The organism is Clostridium lundense DSM 17049 (assembly GCF_000619945.1).
Lineage (GTDB): Bacteria > Bacillota > Clostridia > Clostridiales > Clostridiaceae > Clostridium_AO > Clostridium_AO lundense.
Genome location: NZ_JHVC01000003.1, coordinates 299849 through 314562, shown reverse-complemented (window position 1 = coordinate 314562; position 14714 = coordinate 299849). Strand labels below are relative to the sequence as shown.

Annotated in this window: 14 protein-coding genes, 1 riboswitch and 1 other annotated feature; of the genes, 11 read left to right on the top strand and 3 right to left on the bottom strand. The window is 29.5% G+C overall.

Going from position 1 to position 14714, the window contains the following annotated elements:
* From T514_RS0107455 to T514_RS0107405, 11 genes are all read left to right on the top strand, one after another.
* Nucleotides 1-489 (top strand): hypothetical protein (locus T514_RS0107455; protein ID WP_027624209.1); only part of this gene is annotated, 489 nt, incomplete at its 5' end.
* 152 nt (nt 490-641) lie between these two features.
* Nucleotides 642-2366 (top strand): phospho-sugar mutase, encoded by a 1725-nt coding sequence (locus T514_RS0107450; RefSeq protein WP_027624208.1) that lies wholly within the window; start codon nt 642-644, stop codon nt 2364-2366.
* 172 nt (nt 2367-2538) lie between these two features.
* Nucleotides 2539-3309 carry a LamB/YcsF family protein gene (locus T514_RS0107445; RefSeq protein WP_027624207.1) on the top strand — a complete coding sequence of 257 codons (771 nt, stop codon included), beginning with the start codon at nt 2539-2541 and terminating at the stop codon, nt 3307-3309.
* Nucleotides 3310-3329: 20 nt separating this feature from the next.
* Nucleotides 3330-4514 (top strand): NRAMP family divalent metal transporter, encoded by a 1185-nt coding sequence (locus tag T514_RS0107440; RefSeq protein ID WP_051541891.1) that lies wholly within the window; start codon nt 3330-3332, stop codon nt 4512-4514.
* A gap of 14 nt (nt 4515-4528) precedes the next feature.
* Entirely contained in the window at nt 4529-5269 is a 741-nt protein-coding gene (gene pxpB, locus T514_RS0107435) for a 5-oxoprolinase subunit PxpB (RefSeq protein WP_027624205.1), read from the top strand.
* Nucleotide 5270: 1 nt separating this feature from the next.
* On the top strand, nt 5271-6317 hold the full coding sequence (locus T514_RS0107430) for a 5-oxoprolinase subunit C family protein (RefSeq protein WP_027624204.1): 1047 nt from the start codon (nt 5271-5273) through the stop codon (nt 6315-6317).
* A 158-nt stretch (nt 6318-6475) separates the two neighbouring features.
* Nucleotides 6476-7324 (top strand): patatin-like phospholipase family protein, encoded by an 849-nt coding sequence (locus T514_RS0107425; RefSeq protein ID WP_027624203.1) that lies wholly within the window; start codon nt 6476-6478, stop codon nt 7322-7324.
* 171 nt (nt 7325-7495) lie between these two features.
* A complete protein-coding gene (gene gdhA, locus T514_RS0107420) occupies nt 7496-8842 on the top strand; it encodes an NADP-specific glutamate dehydrogenase (protein ID WP_027624202.1) in 1347 nt (448 codons plus the stop codon).
* 109 nt (nt 8843-8951) lie between these two features.
* Nucleotides 8952-9200, top strand: a binding site (T-box leader).
* A gap of 161 nt (nt 9201-9361) precedes the next feature.
* Nucleotides 9362-10384: an aspartate--ammonia ligase gene (gene asnA, locus T514_RS0107415; RefSeq protein WP_027624201.1), complete on the top strand. Its 1023-nt coding sequence runs from the start codon at nt 9362-9364 to the stop codon at nt 10382-10384.
* 182 nt (nt 10385-10566) lie between these two features.
* Complete coding sequence (locus T514_RS0107410) at nt 10567-11181, top strand: DUF3793 family protein (RefSeq protein WP_027624200.1); 615 nt, start codon at nt 10567-10569, stop codon at nt 11179-11181.
* Between the two features lie 77 nt (nt 11182-11258).
* A complete protein-coding gene (locus T514_RS0107405) occupies nt 11259-11540 on the top strand; it encodes a DUF2325 domain-containing protein (protein ID WP_027624199.1) in 282 nt (93 codons plus the stop codon).
* A 37-nt stretch (nt 11541-11577) separates the two neighbouring features.
* Here T514_RS0107405 and T514_RS24115 read toward each other — a convergent pair whose 3' ends face one another.
* From T514_RS24115 to T514_RS0107390, 3 genes are read right to left on the bottom strand one after another with little or no spacing between them, the layout of a single operon-like run.
* Nucleotides 11578-12402: an ABC transporter ATP-binding protein gene (locus T514_RS24115; protein ID WP_051541889.1), complete on the bottom strand. Its 825-nt coding sequence runs from the start codon at nt 12400-12402 to the stop codon at nt 11578-11580.
* Nucleotides 12402-13454, bottom strand: a complete 1053-nt coding sequence (locus T514_RS0107395) for a FecCD family ABC transporter permease (protein ID WP_027624198.1) — start codon at nt 13452-13454, stop codon at nt 12402-12404. The genes T514_RS24115 and T514_RS0107395 overlap by 1 nt, the downstream gene beginning before the upstream one ends.
* A gap of 20 nt (nt 13455-13474) precedes the next feature.
* Nucleotides 13475-14419, bottom strand: a complete 945-nt coding sequence (locus T514_RS0107390; protein WP_027624197.1) for an ABC transporter substrate-binding protein — start codon at nt 14417-14419, stop codon at nt 13475-13477.
* A gap of 110 nt (nt 14420-14529) precedes the next feature.
* Nucleotides 14530-14708: riboswitch (cobalamin riboswitch) on the bottom strand.
* Nucleotides 14709-14714 lie beyond the last annotated feature (6 nt).

The following is a 14714-nucleotide window of genomic DNA, read 5'->3' as shown; positions in this document are numbered from 1 at the left end:
GGCTTTGCCCATGCACCAGATCCTATGGATGATAATAAGTTAAAGGCTAATGGCATGGCTAATGAACAAGCTTTATATGGTTTATCACAATTAATGTACTGTTTAGATGGAAATAAAGGAAGTATATTTAAATGGGCAGGAGAAAAGCCAGAAAAACCAGAAGAACCAAAGAATTTTGTAGTTAAGAGAATAGGAGAAGGAAACTTAAAGAAAGGTTCCAGCGCAGAAGTAAAATTCAATATAGAAAATGTTTCAAAGGAAGCTAAAGAAGTTACATTAGCAATAGTTTTATTTGATAAGAAAACAAATGAAATGAAAAATTACAGCTATGTAAAGAAGAATTTAAATGCAGGAGAAAAAGAAGAATTCGCAGGTGGATTTACAATACCTCAAGAAGGAGACTATGAAGTCAAAGCTATAATCTGTGACGACTTAAATCCAGAAAAGATGAATATCTTAGCAGACCCGGTAAAAATAACTGTAGAGTAGTAATATGAAATAGTATAAAAAATCCACCTATTGAATGGGTGGATTTTTTATCTTAATACTTATTTTTGTATTTTCTTCAAAAGCACTAATATATTATCCAAAAATTTGATACAATAAGTATATCACATAATAACTGGAAAGGAGATAATTTTATGGATTACATGAAAGTTTATGAAGAATGGTTAAACAATGAATATTTTGATGAGGAAACAAGAGAAGAATTAAGAAGTATAAAGGATAATCCTAAAGAAATAGAAGATAGATTTTACAGAAATTTAGAATTTGGTACAGCGGGACTTAGAGGAAAAATTGCTGCAGGAACTAATAGAATGAATAAATACATAATAGCTAAAGTAACTCAGGGGCTTGCAGATTTTATAGTAGAACGAGGTAGTGAAGCTATGGAAAGAGGAGTAGCAATAGCTTATGATTGTAGACATCACTCAGATGAGTTTGCCAAAACTGCGGCATTGGTTTTAGCGGCTAATGGAATAAAAGCTTATCTTTTTGAGAGTTTAAGACCAACTCCAGTTCTTTCATATACAGTAAGAAGACTTAAAACTATTTCAGGTATAGTTGTAACAGCTAGTCATAACCCTAGAGAATATAATGGATATAAGGTTTATTGGGAAGATGGTGCTCAAATACTTTCAAGTATTGCAGATCCTATACTAGAGAAAATAGAGAATATAAAAAGCTTTGATGAAATTAAAAAGATTTCTGAAGAAGAAGCAAAAGATAAAGGACTTCTTAAAATAATAGGCAAGGAAATAGATGATGAATATATAGAAAAAGTAAAAGAATTAAGTCTTAGAGATGATATAGATAAGAATGTAAAAATAGTATATACTCCTTTAAATGGAACCGGTAACATTCCAGTAAGAAGAGTTTTAAAGGAAAGAGGATTTACAAATATTATTGTAGTGCCAGAACAAGAAAATCCAGATCCAGACTTTACTACAGTAGGATATCCTAATCCAGAAGATACAAAGGCATTTAAATATGCTGAGAATTTAGGTAAAGAAGTAGGAGCAGAACTTTTAATAGCTACAGATCCAGATTGTGATAGATTAGCAATAATGGTTAAGGATAAAAATGGAGAATATGTAGCGTTTAATGGAAATCAAACTGGAGCAATATTAATTAAATATATATTAGAAAGTAAAAAAGAAAAAGGCACATTACCTAGTAATGGAGCTATAATTAAATCTTTAGTTACAGGGGATATGGGGAAGGCCATAGGAGAAAAATATGGAATAAAGACCTTTGAAACTTTAACTGGATTTAAAAATATATGTGGAAAAGAAAATGAATTTGAAATAACTGGAGAATACAAGTTTATATTTGGGTACGAAGAAAGTATAGGATACGTAGCAGGGGATTTTGTAAGAGATAAGGATGGAGTTATATCTTCCATGCTTTTATGTGAAGCAGTAGCTTACTATAAAACTTTAGGAAAATCTTTAATAAATGTTTTAAATGAAACTTATGAAGAGTTAGGATACTATAGAGAAAAACTTATTTCAGTAGTACTTGAAGGAATAGAAGGACAGCAGAGAATAAGTAGAATGATGAAGGCTTATAGAAAAGAATTCCCTAAACAAATAGGAGAAGCTAAATTAATAAAATATATAGACTTAGAAGAAGGAAAAGAATACGATCTTATTTCTAATAAGGAAAGTGACAGTGAAATTCCTAAATCAAATGTACTTAAATTTATGCTAGATGATGAATCTTGGTATGCGGTAAGACCATCTGGTACTGAACCTAAAATAAAAATTTATATGTATTCTAAAGGAAAAACATTAGAAGATGGTCAAAATAAATTGAAAGTAATGGAAGAAGTAATTATGGGAAAATTAAATTCAGTAGAATAAAAGTTATATTACTACATGTAAGCAGGCTATGTATAAATGATTTTATATATAGTCTGTTTTGTTTTTTTGAGCATATGTAAAATAAAAGGAAAAATGTAATAAATATAGAATTATAGAAATATGAGTAATTAAACTAATAATTACTAAAAGGAGTTTAGGGGGAGGTTTTTTTATGAGAAATATAGTTGATTTAAACAGCGACCTTGGGGAAAGCTTTGGAAATTATAAAATAGGTATGGATGAAGAAGTGCTTAAATATGTTTCTTCAGCTAATATAGGCTGTGGATGGCATGCAGGAGATCCAATGGTTATGGAAAAAACAATAGGGATAGGGGTTAAAAATGGATTAGGAATAGGAGCTCATCCTGGATTTCCTGACTTACTAGGTTTCGGTAGAAGAAAAATGGACATAACCCCTGAGGAAGGGAAAAACTATGTAATATATCAGCTAGGGGCACTTCAAGCTTTTGCTAGAGCTAAAGGAGCAGAAGTTCAGCATGTAAAGCTTCATGGAGCTTTTTATAATATAGCAGCAGTAGATTATAAATTATCATTAGAAATAGCTAAAGGAATATATGAAGTAGATAAAGATATTATTTTACTTGCTCTTGCAGGAAGTGAAATGGTGAGGGCAGGAAAAGAAGTGGGACTTAAAGTAGCAGAAGAAGTTTTTGCAGATAGAGCTTATAACCCAGATGGAACATTGGTTTCTAGAAAACTTCCTGGTTCAGTAATACATGATAGAGATCTAGCAATAGAAAGAGTAAAATCTATGGTTAAGTATGGCAAAGTAAAAGCTATTACAGGGGAAGAAATAGAGATAAGAGCTGATTCTATATGCGTTCATGGAGATAACCCTGAAGCAGTGGCTTTTGTTAAGTTTATAAGAGAAAAATTGGAGGAAGATGGAATACAAATAAAACCACTTAGAGAGTTTGTTTAATAAAAATAAGGGGGATAATTATGAAGAAAAAGAATTTATCTGCTCTTTTAGGAGCTGCATTTCTTATGGCTACTTCTTCGATAGGACCTGGTTTTCTAACTCAAACTGCAACTTTTACAGAAAAATATAAGGGAGATTTTGCCTTTGTAATATTAATATCTATTATTTTAACTATAGGAGCTCAATTAAACGTTTGGAGAGTTATTGGAGTATCTGGCATGAGAGCTCAAGATATAGCTAATAAGTTGTTACCTGGACTTGGGTATTTTGTAGCTTTTATTGTAGCACTTGGAGGTCTTGCATTTAATATAGGCAATGTAGGTGGGGCAGCTATGGGACTAAATGTTATCTGTGGGTTAAATTTAAAAGTTGGTGCAGTGATATCAGCAGCTTTATGTATTGCCATATTCCTATCTAAAGAAATGGGAAAAGCTATGGATAAACTCACTATAGTACTAGGGGCAATAATGATTTTATTGGTAGCTTATGTAGCTATAGTAACCAAACCTCCAATAGGATTAGCATTACAAAGAAGCATTATGCCTAAGAAAATAGATTTCTTTCCAATTGTTACATTAGTAGGTGGTACTGTTGGAGGGTATATTACATTTTCAGGAGGGCATAGACTTATAGATGCAGGTATAACTGGTAAAGAAAATGTAGGAGAAATAACAAAATCTTCAGGATTAGGTATTACAGTTTCTTCTATTATGAGAATATTGCTTTTCTTAGCTGTTTTGGGAGTAGTTTATGCAGGAAATAAATTAGATCCATCTAATCCACCAGCATCAGCTTTTAAAATAGCAGCAGGAAATATAGGGTATAAATTCTTTGGCATAGTAATAGCAGCTGCTGCAATAACCTCAGTGGTAGGAGCAGCATATACATCTGTATCATTTTTAAGAACTCTATCTGAATCTATTGATAAAAACTCTAACAAGTGGATAATAGGTTTTATTTTAGTATCTACTATTATATTTATTACCATTGGACAGCCAGTTAAATTATTGATATTGGCAGGGTCATTAAATGGATTAATATTACCTATTACCTTAGCAATTATGTTAGTAGCATCTGTAAATAAAAACATAGTGGGAGATTATAAACATCCCATGTGGCTTCTTGTTTTAGGAATAATAGTAGTTATAATTTCAGCTTATGCTGGAGGAAAATCATTAATGGGAATTAAAAATTTATTTGTATGAGGGTGGTGACTTAATTGTACAATGAGCCAAAATATTTAATAGCAGGAGATAAAGCTATTACTGTTGAGTTTGGTAATGAAATAAAAGAGGAAATAAATAAGTTGGTAAGAAGCATGTCTTATGCAATTAATAATAAAAATATTGAAGGTATAGTAGAAATAATACCTACATATAGGTCTATTTCAATTCAATATAATCCTTTAATAATTAGCATTGAAGAATTAATAGACAAGCTAAAGGAAATACATTCAAATATAGATAAGGTACAATTGCCACCAACTAAAGTTATTCAGATACCAACAGTGTATGGTGGAGAATATGGACCAGATATAGAGTTTATAGCTCAACATAACAATATATCTGTAGAAGAAGTTATAAAACTTCATACTTCTGTGGACTATTTAATATATATGTTAGGTTTTACTCCAGGATTCACTTATCTTGGTGGATTACCGAAGGAAATAGAAACACCACGTTTAAAAACACCAAGAACTAAGATACCAGCAGGTTCTACAGGAATAGCAGGAAAGCAAACAGGAATTTATCCAATACAAAGCCCTGGAGGATGGCAACTTATAGGAAGAACCCCTCTAAAGCTTTATGATCCAAAACGTAACCCCCCTATAATATTAAATGCAGGAGATTATTTAAGGTTTGTTCCAATAGATGAAAGAGAATATAAAGAAGTATTAAAATTAGTAGAAGAAAATAAATATGAAATAAGCATAAAAGATAAGGAGCAGGGGAGGTGTTAAAATGAGTGATATAAGAGTTATAACTCCTGGGTTATTAACAACTATACAGGACAAGGGGAGAATAGGATATCAGCAATTTGGTATGCCTGTAGCTGGAGCTATGGATGAATATTCTCTAAGGCTTGGGAATATATTACTACAAAATAGAGAGTATGAAGCGGCGCTAGAAGTTACAATGATAGGGCCTGAGCTTCAATTTAATATAGATACAGTAATTGCAATTACTGGAGGAAATCTTCAACCTAAAATAAATGATATAGAAGTAGGAATGTGGAGGACATTAAAGATAAATAAGGGTGACAAATTATCTTTTGGAAAAGTGAAAGAAGGGATAAGAAGCTATATATGTTTTTATGGCGAATTGAATATTACCGAGGTCATGGGAAGTAAGTCTACCTATGCTAAAGCTGGAATAGGTGGAGTTAATGGGAGAGCTTTAAAGATTGGAGATAAACTTAATCTAATAAAGAAAGAAGAAAATTTTGATTATATTTTAAATAAAAAAATTAAAGAATGTTATATACCTAAGTTTACAGGAAACTATGATATAAGAGTAATATTAGGGCCTCAAAAAGAAAATTTTACTGAAAAAGGAATAAATACATTTTTATCTTCTAATTATGAGGTAACAGATGAATGCGACAGAATGGGATATAGACTATCAGGAGATAAGATAGAACATAAAGAAGGAGCAGATATAATATCAGATGGCATAGCATTAGGTTCTGTTCAAGTACCTGGTCATGGAATGCCTATTATTATGATGGCAGATAGGCAAACTACAGGAGGATATACAAAAATAGCTACTGTAATATCTTCAGATATATCTATACTTGCACAAGCAAAACCTGGAGACAAAATAAATTTTAATAAAGTATCTGTAAAAGAAGCACATAATATTCTAAAGGAATATGAATATAAAATTGTCCAAATTAAAAACTCTATAGAAGATATAAAAGATATAAATATAGAAATATTAAGAAAAAAGGCATATAAGGTGAAAGTGAATGGGGAGAGCTTTAACGTGTTGGTTGAAGAAGTTAAGTAAATTATGACTTAATGCTTTTCATCTTAAAAAAAGACGGTACTCCGTCTTTTTTTTGTTAACATTTTGTTACATGATATCTAATGAAATGGAATTTATTAAATAGATGATGTATGCTTATAAGGTGAAAAATTTGTTTTAGATGAAAGGAGATAGCTATTATGGAAAATGTGGGATTAGTACTTGAAGGTGGAGGAATGAGAGGATTATATACAGCAGGAATATTAGACTTTTTCATGGAAAAAAATCTATATTTTCCATATGTGATAGGAGTTTCTATGGGAGCGTGTAATGCAACTTCTTATCTATCCAGACAAATAGGTAGAAACAAGAATGTAACTATAAAATATATAAATGATCCTAGATATATTGGATATAGAAATTTCTTAAAATGTAGAAGTATATTTGGTATAGATTTTATGTATAATGAGATACCATATAGATTAGAACCATTTGATTTTGATACTTTCTTTAGTTGCAAGGAAAAGTTTGTTATTGTTGCTACAGATTGTAATACAGGAAAGCCTATATATTTTAATAAGGATGAACATAAAGACATATTAACTATTGTAAGAGCATCTAGTAGCCTTCCTTTTATATCTCCTATAGTTAAATATAAAGATATGTGTTTGTTAGATGGGGGCATTTCAGATTCCATACCTATAAATAAATCTATAAAAGATGGAAACAATAAGAATGTTATAATACTTACTCGTCCTAAAGGTTATAGAAAGGAGCCTTTTAAAGGCAAAAGAATATTACGAAGAGTATACTCTAATTATGATGGACTTATTAATTCTATAGAAAATAGATATAGAATGTATAATGCTACTTTGGATTATATAGAAAAGCTTGAGAAAGAAAAAAAGGTAATTGTAATAAGACCAAAAGGTAATCTAAAAGTGGGAAGAATAGAGAAAAATAAGGAAAAATTGCAAGCGTTATATAAAACTGGTTATGAAGATGCCAAGAGACAATATGAGGAAGTTATTAAATGGATTATGATGTAAAAAATGTATTATTGCTGCAATTTTTAAACAAAAAAATTTCATATGTATAATTATAAACCTGTACAAATTAATAAATATTTGATAAAATGAAGGAGTTATAAAAAAAAGTTGCAAGTTTTATAAAAACAATCTTAAAAATTATAAAAGATATATATGCAGGAGGTAATATTAATGAACGTGCAAAACTATGTAAATGAAGTATACAATGAAGTAGTAAAAAGAAATGGAAATGAACCAGAATTTCTTCAAGCAGTTAAAGAAGTACTAGATTCTCTTGTACCTGTTCTAGAAAGACATCCAGAGTATATAGAAGATGGCATAGTTGAAAGATTAGTAGAACCAGAAAGAATGATTGTATTTAGAGTTCCATGGGTAGATGATAATGGAAAAGTACATATAAACAGAGGATTTAGAGTACAATTTAGTAGTGCTATAGGACCTTATAAAGGAGGTCTTAGATTCCATCCAACAGTTAATGCCAGCATAATAAAATTTTTAGGTTTTGAGCAGATACTTAAAAATTCCTTAACAGGACTTCCAATAGGAGGAGGTAAAGGTGGTTCTGACTTTGATCCTAAAGGAAAATCTGATAGGGAAATTATGAGATTTTGCCAAAGCTTTATGACAGAATTATATAGACATGTAGGACAGTTTACCGATGTACCAGCAGGAGATATAGGTGTTGGTGGAAGAGAAATAGGATATATGTTTGGACAATACAAGAAAATTAGAAATCAATATGAAGCTGGAGTTTTAACTGGAAAAGGATTAAACTATGGAGGAAGCTTAACAAGAAAAGAAGCTACAGGCTTCGGTCTTGTATATTTTGTAGAGAGAATGCTACAAGATAAAGGTATGAATTTTGTAGAAAAAACTGTAGTTGTATCAGGTTCAGGTAATGTAGCTATTTATGCTATAGAAAAAGCTGAAGAGTTAGGAGCTAAAGTAGTTGCATGTAGTGATTCTAATGGATATGTATATGACAAAGATGGAATAGATTTAGAAGTTGTTAAAAAATTAAAAGAAGTAGAAAGAAAGAGAATTTCAGAGTACATAAAATATCGTCCACAGGCAGAATATCATGAAGGTTGTACAGGAATTTGGACAATAAAATGTGACATTGCATTACCTTGTGCAACTCAAAATGAAATAGATGAAGATTCCGCAAAAACATTAGTTCAAAATGGAGTCATAGCTGTAGCAGAAGGTGCTAATATGCCTTCTACATTAGAAGCTACAAGTGTGTTTTTAGATAATAAAGTACTTTTTGGTCCAGCTAAAGCTGCTAATGCGGGTGGAGTTGCAACTTCAGCATTAGAAATGTCTCAAAATAGTATGAGATTATCTTGGACTTTTGAAGAAGTAGATAATAAGCTAAAAAATATAATGATTAACATATATGAAAATATAAGTGCTGCCGCAACTGAATATGGATGCAAGGATAATTTAGTTTTAGGAGCAAATATAGCTGGATTTGTAAAAGTAGCAGATGCAATGATGCAACAAGGAATAGTATAATTTAATTAATAATTGATAATTAACAATTTGAAATTATTAATTGATTAAATTATATTGACATTATGAAAATTAACCTATATAATATTAATCAATAATTAAACACTGATTTAAAAAGACAGTGAGGAGAAGAGTAAATATAAAATGTAGTTTTAGCGAGTCGGTGATGGTGAAAGACCGATACGAAGTTTATATTGAAGAACATCTCTGAGTCTCTAACTGAAATCAATTATATTTTGAGAGTAGGCTTAGACGGATCTAGACCGTTACAACTAGAAAGTATTGATTGATACTTTTACTTAAGAGAGCTTTTATAGCTAATCAGGGTGGTACCGCGGAAGTTTAGCCTTTCGTCCCTTTATGGGATGAAGGGCTTTTTTATATTCAAATTTAATAAAAGAGTTTAATAGCGCTGTAACTAACTTTTAATTAAATTTTAGTATTTTTATATTGAAGATAAAGATAATAAATATAAAGAGAAACTATGAATTGTAAGATATTGTTTATTTGGGAGGAAATAATATGAGTAAATATGATGAAAGATTAATAATACCAGAAGACTATAAAACAGAATTAGATTTAAAGGAAACAGAAATAGCAATAAAAGCTGTGAAAGATTTTTTTGAAAGATCTTTAGCGAAAAAGTTAAATTTAATTAGGGTATCAGCTCCATTATTCGTAAGATGTGACAGAGGGCTAAATGACAATTTAAATGGAGTAGAAAGACCTGTAAGTTTTACTATAAAAGATGATAATGAAGCTTCAGCAGAAATAGTACATTCCTTAGCTAAGTGGAAAAGAATGGCATTATATAGATATAATTTTTCTGTAGGAGAAGGACTATATACTGATATGAATGCTATAAGAAGAGATGAAGATTTAGATAATATTCATTCAATTTATGTAGACCAATGGGATTGGGAAAAAGTTTTAACAAAAGAGGATAGAAATGAAGGATTTTTAAAAGAGACTGTTAGGAAAATATATGAAGCTTTTAAAGAAACAGAAGAATATATTTGTGGTATTTATCCATTCTTAGGCAGAGAGTTACCAGAAGAAATAACTTTTATTACTTCTCAGGAGCTAGAAGATATGTTTCTAGGACTTACTGCTAAAGAAAGGGAAGATGCAATAACAAAAGAAAAGAAAGCTGTATTTTTAATGAAAATAGGAAAAGTATTAACTTCTGGAGAAAAACATGATGGAAGAGCTCCAGACTATGATGATTGGGAGCTGAATGGAGATATACTATTCTGGAACCCTATTTTAGGAAGAGCTTTTGAATTATCATCCATGGGAATAAGAGTAGATGAAGAATCTTTATTAAAACAGCTAAAGCTAGCTAACTGTGAGGAAAGAAAAAATTTAGAGTTTCATAGATTATTATTGGAAAAGAAACTTCCATATACTATTGGTGGAGGACTTGGTCAATCAAGAATATGTATGTTTTTCTTAAAAAAGGCTCATATAGGAGAAGTTCAATCTTCAATTTGGCCTGAGGAAATGATAGAAACTTGTGACCAACACGGTATTAAATTACTATAAAGAGAAAGCCTAATTGTGTTTAAGCACAGTTAGGCTTTCTTTTTCATAAAATGCTAGTAATAATACATTAAATTTATTATAAAACAAATAATATTAATATAGGTATTTACAAAAGGAAAGTAATATAGTAAAATCATAATTGAAAATGATTATCAATATCATAAGAATAAAGGAGAGTTAATATGACACAATTTGAAATTATATCTATATTAAAAATGATAAATAGCTTGGGTGATAGAGAATATATGTTTTATATGACAGCTTATAATATAGCGCCAACTATTGAGGGAACCAAACCATCTAGCATATTGACTTTTTCTAAGAATAACAGAAACTTATATGAAAGTTGGATAAAATATAAAGAACAGTTTATAAAGTATTTTAATGTTGAAGCTTTTCAGATAAAAGATACAGGTGATACACATACAATATTATTTTATAGACAAAATGAATTGTATAATCAAATATTTAAAAAAGAAAATATAAATTTTTTAAAAAGATTTGGATATAAGGAGGATATGCAATTAGAGGAATGTTTACAATTGTTAAAGAAAAGATATGAAAATTTTTGTCCTCATGAAATAGGTATATTTTTGGGAATACCATTAGAGGATGTGAAAGCTTTTATGAATTGCTCTAATAAACCTTGTTTAACTTGTGGATATTGGAAAGTATATAGTAATTTAGATAAGGCTTTAGATACATTTAAATGTTATGATGAAGCTAAAATGAATATATTAAAATCTGTAAAAGATCAATTAATTTTAAATAATAATGACACAAATGTTAAGGCATAATTTTTTTATTACATATATGATAATGAATATCAATATCGTATTGTAAATGATTATACATAATTAAGGAGAGTTTTAGTATGAGTGTAATTGTTATTGGTGGAGATAGGCTTGGAAATATAAAAGATAATCTTAAAAGTAATGGATTTGATGAAATTAAACATATAACAGGGAGAAAAAGCTTTGATAGAAAAGTTATTATACCAGAAAATATGGATTTAGTTTTGGTGTTAACTGATTTTATAAGTCATAAAACTATACAAACTTTAAAGTCTCAATTTAAAAAAAGTAATGCTAAGATATTGTATGCTAAACGATCATGGATCCATATCGAAAGAACCATAAATGATTTTATTAAATAAAAAGGTTAGAAGAAAATTTAAATTTCTTCTAACACTGTTATAATACATTGTTTTTTAATTCTTGTCGTATATAATTTTTGCTTATAGGAATAATATGAGGCTTTCCTGTTACAGGATTTTTTATTATATAAGTATCTAAATTATAGGCATTTCTAATATTCTTTTCTGTTAATACTTCTTCTACAGTACCATGAGACACAACTTTGCCATTATTTAATAGTATTAGTGAATCGCTATATTGTGCAGCTAAATTTAAATCATGTAAAACAGCAATTATAGTAACATTTCTATTTAAATATTTTATAGTATCTAAAATTTCAATTTGATGCTGGATATCAAGATTAGAAATAGGTTCATCTAAAAGTATTATTTCACATTGTTGAGCTAGTGCTCTGGCTATAATCACTCTTTGGCGTTCGCCACCACTTAGTTCATTTATGTTTTTATCTTTAAGATGCCATGTATTTGTCATTTTCATTGATTCTTCAACTATTTGCAAATCTTCATTTCCTTCAGTTTCAAATCTTTTTAAATAAGGAGTTCGTCCCATAAGAACTATATCAAATACAGTAAATTGAAAATCAATATTTGTATTTTGAGGAACAGAGGATATTTTTTGAGCTAGTTCCTTGTTCTTAAAACACGTTAAATCTTTTGCATCTATATAAATACTTTTACTTTCAACAGGGATGGTTCTTAATATATTTTTTAATAAGGTGGTTTTACCAGAACCATTAGGACCTATTATACTGTAAAATTTATTTTTTTTAAATTTAATATTAATATTATTTAAAATATGAGTTTCTCCATAATTATAATTTAAATTATTTATAATTATTGGATTACAATCGTTTTTATTCATCACATCACCTTCTTTTTATTTTTAATCAAAAGATAAATAAAGTAAGGTGCTCCAAAAATTGAAGTAATGGCACCTACTGGGATTTCAGCTGGTGGAATTAGAGTTCTTGCTAAGGTGTCAGCAACTATCATAAATAGGGCACCTCCTAAAGTAGTGAAGGGCAATAAAACTCTATGGTCTGGGCCAACAAGCATCCTTACCATGTGAGGAATAATTAAACCAACGAATCCTATAATTCCACTTACTGATACACAGGCTGCTATAATTAATGATGAAATTACTAAAAGTACTTTTTTAACTTTTTCTACTTCTATTCCTAAATTAGCAGCAGTTTCATCTCCTGTAAGCATTAAATTTAAATCCCTTGCAAATATGTAAATTAATATACAGCCTATTAAAACAAAAGGAAGTAATGAAAAAACTTGTTTCCAATTAGCAGAAGATACACTACCCATTGTCCAAAAAACAATTTGTTCTACTTGTTCTCTGTTAAATATCATTATTAAAGATATAATTGATGATAATAAAAAACTAACAGATACGCCAGCTAATAATAAGGTATTGGTAGGTAATTTAGTACCAACTTTTGCTATACTATATACTGTAATAGTTGTAAGTATTGCTCCAAGAAAAGCAAAAGTAGTTATTCCACCTATTCCCAGAACAGTCATTTGGAATCCTATTACAATAGCTATTGAAGCACCTAAGGCAGAACCAGAGGATATTCCCAGTACATAAGGATCTGCCATAGGATTTTTAAAAATTGCTTGAAATACACATCCTACTATAGATAAGCCAGCACCTATAGTAGCAGAAAGAATAATTCTAGGTAATCTAATATTTGAAATTATTAAGTTATGAGTGTTAGAAATATCTTGTAAGTTTATAAATTTACCTACTAAAGGGAACTTTGACAAAAGTATTTTCATAGTTTGAATAAAAGTTATATTTGCTATACCTAATGTACTAGATAGTATAATTAACATAAAAAGAATTAATAATATTATAATTAGTAAATGGTTATAGTATTTTTTTTTATTTATAAATGACATCAAAATTCCCCTTTTCATTACTATTTAAAAGCTTCAGGGTGTATTATTTTAGCTAAAGCTTCTAATCCATCTGCAAGTCTTGGTCCCTGTCTATCAAGCATATTATTGTCTATTTCATATAATTTATCTTTTTTAACTGCATCTAAATCTTTATAGCCATTGGTTTGTTTAATATTTTTTTTGCTATCAAAATATTTTGAACAAATAACTATTTCAGGATTTTTCTCAAGTAATTTTTCTATGCTGTATTTCCAGCCTACTGCATCTTCAGCAACATTTTTTCCGCCAGCCATAGTAATCATTTTATCTATGAAAGTATCTTTACCTGCAGTAAAATCTCCAGTTTTACCAAAGCCTATAACATAGTAAACTGAAGGTGTTCCTTTATTGGCAACTTTGGATTTTATATCATCTACTTTTACTTGCATATTTGTTACAATTTGTTTTGCTTTAGGTTGAACATTTAAAATTTCTCCAACTTTTTGTATAGTGTTATAAGCTCCTTCAAAACTTTCTTCTCCATATAATACTACAACTTTTAAACCTAAATCTTCAAGTTTTTTCAAAACATCTTTTTTAAAGTGAGTTGATGCAATAACTAAATCAGGTTTTAATTCTACAATTTTTTCCATATTTGGATCCTGCAAACCACCTATAGAAGTTACATTTTTAGCTTGTGCAGGATAATCACAATAGTCTGTTCTTCCTACTAATTTATTTTCTTTGCCTAATGCATAAATTGTTTCAGTTATATTAGGGGCTATGGATATTACTTTAGAAGGTTCTTTTTCAATAGTAACTTCTCTTCCATAGGAATCCTTTACAGTTAAGGGAAATTTAGTTTCTGTAACTGTTTCAGTAACTTTGTTTTCAATTTGTTTTTTATCCTTATTAGTACAAGCAGATAAACAGAAAATCAATATTAGTGACAAAAGTATTGATAATATTTTTTTACTTTTGAACATTTTAAGCTTTCCTCCTTTGAATTTTTAGATTAAGTATAAATAAAAGCCATTATCAAATAAGATAATGGCTTAATATTATATGTTTAAACCATTAGCATATCCTCGTAGGCTAAGTATATGGTTTATAGGCAGGTCTCCTGGCTTAGAATCATTATTTACTAGCGCCTTCCCCAAAAAAGTGAGTGGCAAATTGCTAGTAAACTCCTCAATACAGTGGCGGGACCGCAGAAGCATTTGACTTCTTTCCCATTTAAACCTAAATTAAGGTACCTATAAACTACTAATATTATATTTA

Coding starts and splice junctions, on each gene's coding strand:
- T514_RS0107450 (WP_027624208.1), top strand. CDS start 642: ATGGATTACATGAAAGTTTATGAAGAATGGTTAAACAATGAATATTTT.
- T514_RS0107445 (WP_027624207.1), top strand. CDS start 2,539: ATGAGAAATATAGTTGATTTAAACAGCGACCTTGGGGAAAGCTTTGGA.
- T514_RS0107440 (WP_051541891.1), top strand. CDS start 3,330: ATGAAGAAAAAGAATTTATCTGCTCTTTTAGGAGCTGCATTTCTTATG.
- T514_RS0107430 (WP_027624204.1), top strand. CDS start 5,271: ATGAGTGATATAAGAGTTATAACTCCTGGGTTATTAACAACTATACAG.
- T514_RS0107425 (WP_027624203.1), top strand. CDS start 6,476: ATGGAAAATGTGGGATTAGTACTTGAAGGTGGAGGAATGAGAGGATTA.
- gdhA (WP_027624202.1), top strand. CDS start 7,496: ATGAACGTGCAAAACTATGTAAATGAAGTATACAATGAAGTAGTAAAA.
- asnA (WP_027624201.1), top strand. CDS start 9,362: ATGAGTAAATATGATGAAAGATTAATAATACCAGAAGACTATAAAACA.
- T514_RS0107410 (WP_027624200.1), top strand. CDS start 10,567: ATGACACAATTTGAAATTATATCTATATTAAAAATGATAAATAGCTTG.
- T514_RS0107405 (WP_027624199.1), top strand. CDS start 11,259: ATGAGTGTAATTGTTATTGGTGGAGATAGGCTTGGAAATATAAAAGAT.
- T514_RS24115 (WP_051541889.1), bottom strand. CDS start 12,402: ATGAATAAAAACGATTGTAATCCAATAATTATAAATAATTTAAATTAT.
- T514_RS0107395 (WP_027624198.1), bottom strand. CDS start 13,454: ATGTCATTTATAAATAAAAAAAAATACTATAACCATTTACTAATTATA.
- T514_RS0107390 (WP_027624197.1), bottom strand. CDS start 14,419: ATGTTCAAAAGTAAAAAAATATTATCAATACTTTTGTCACTAATATTG.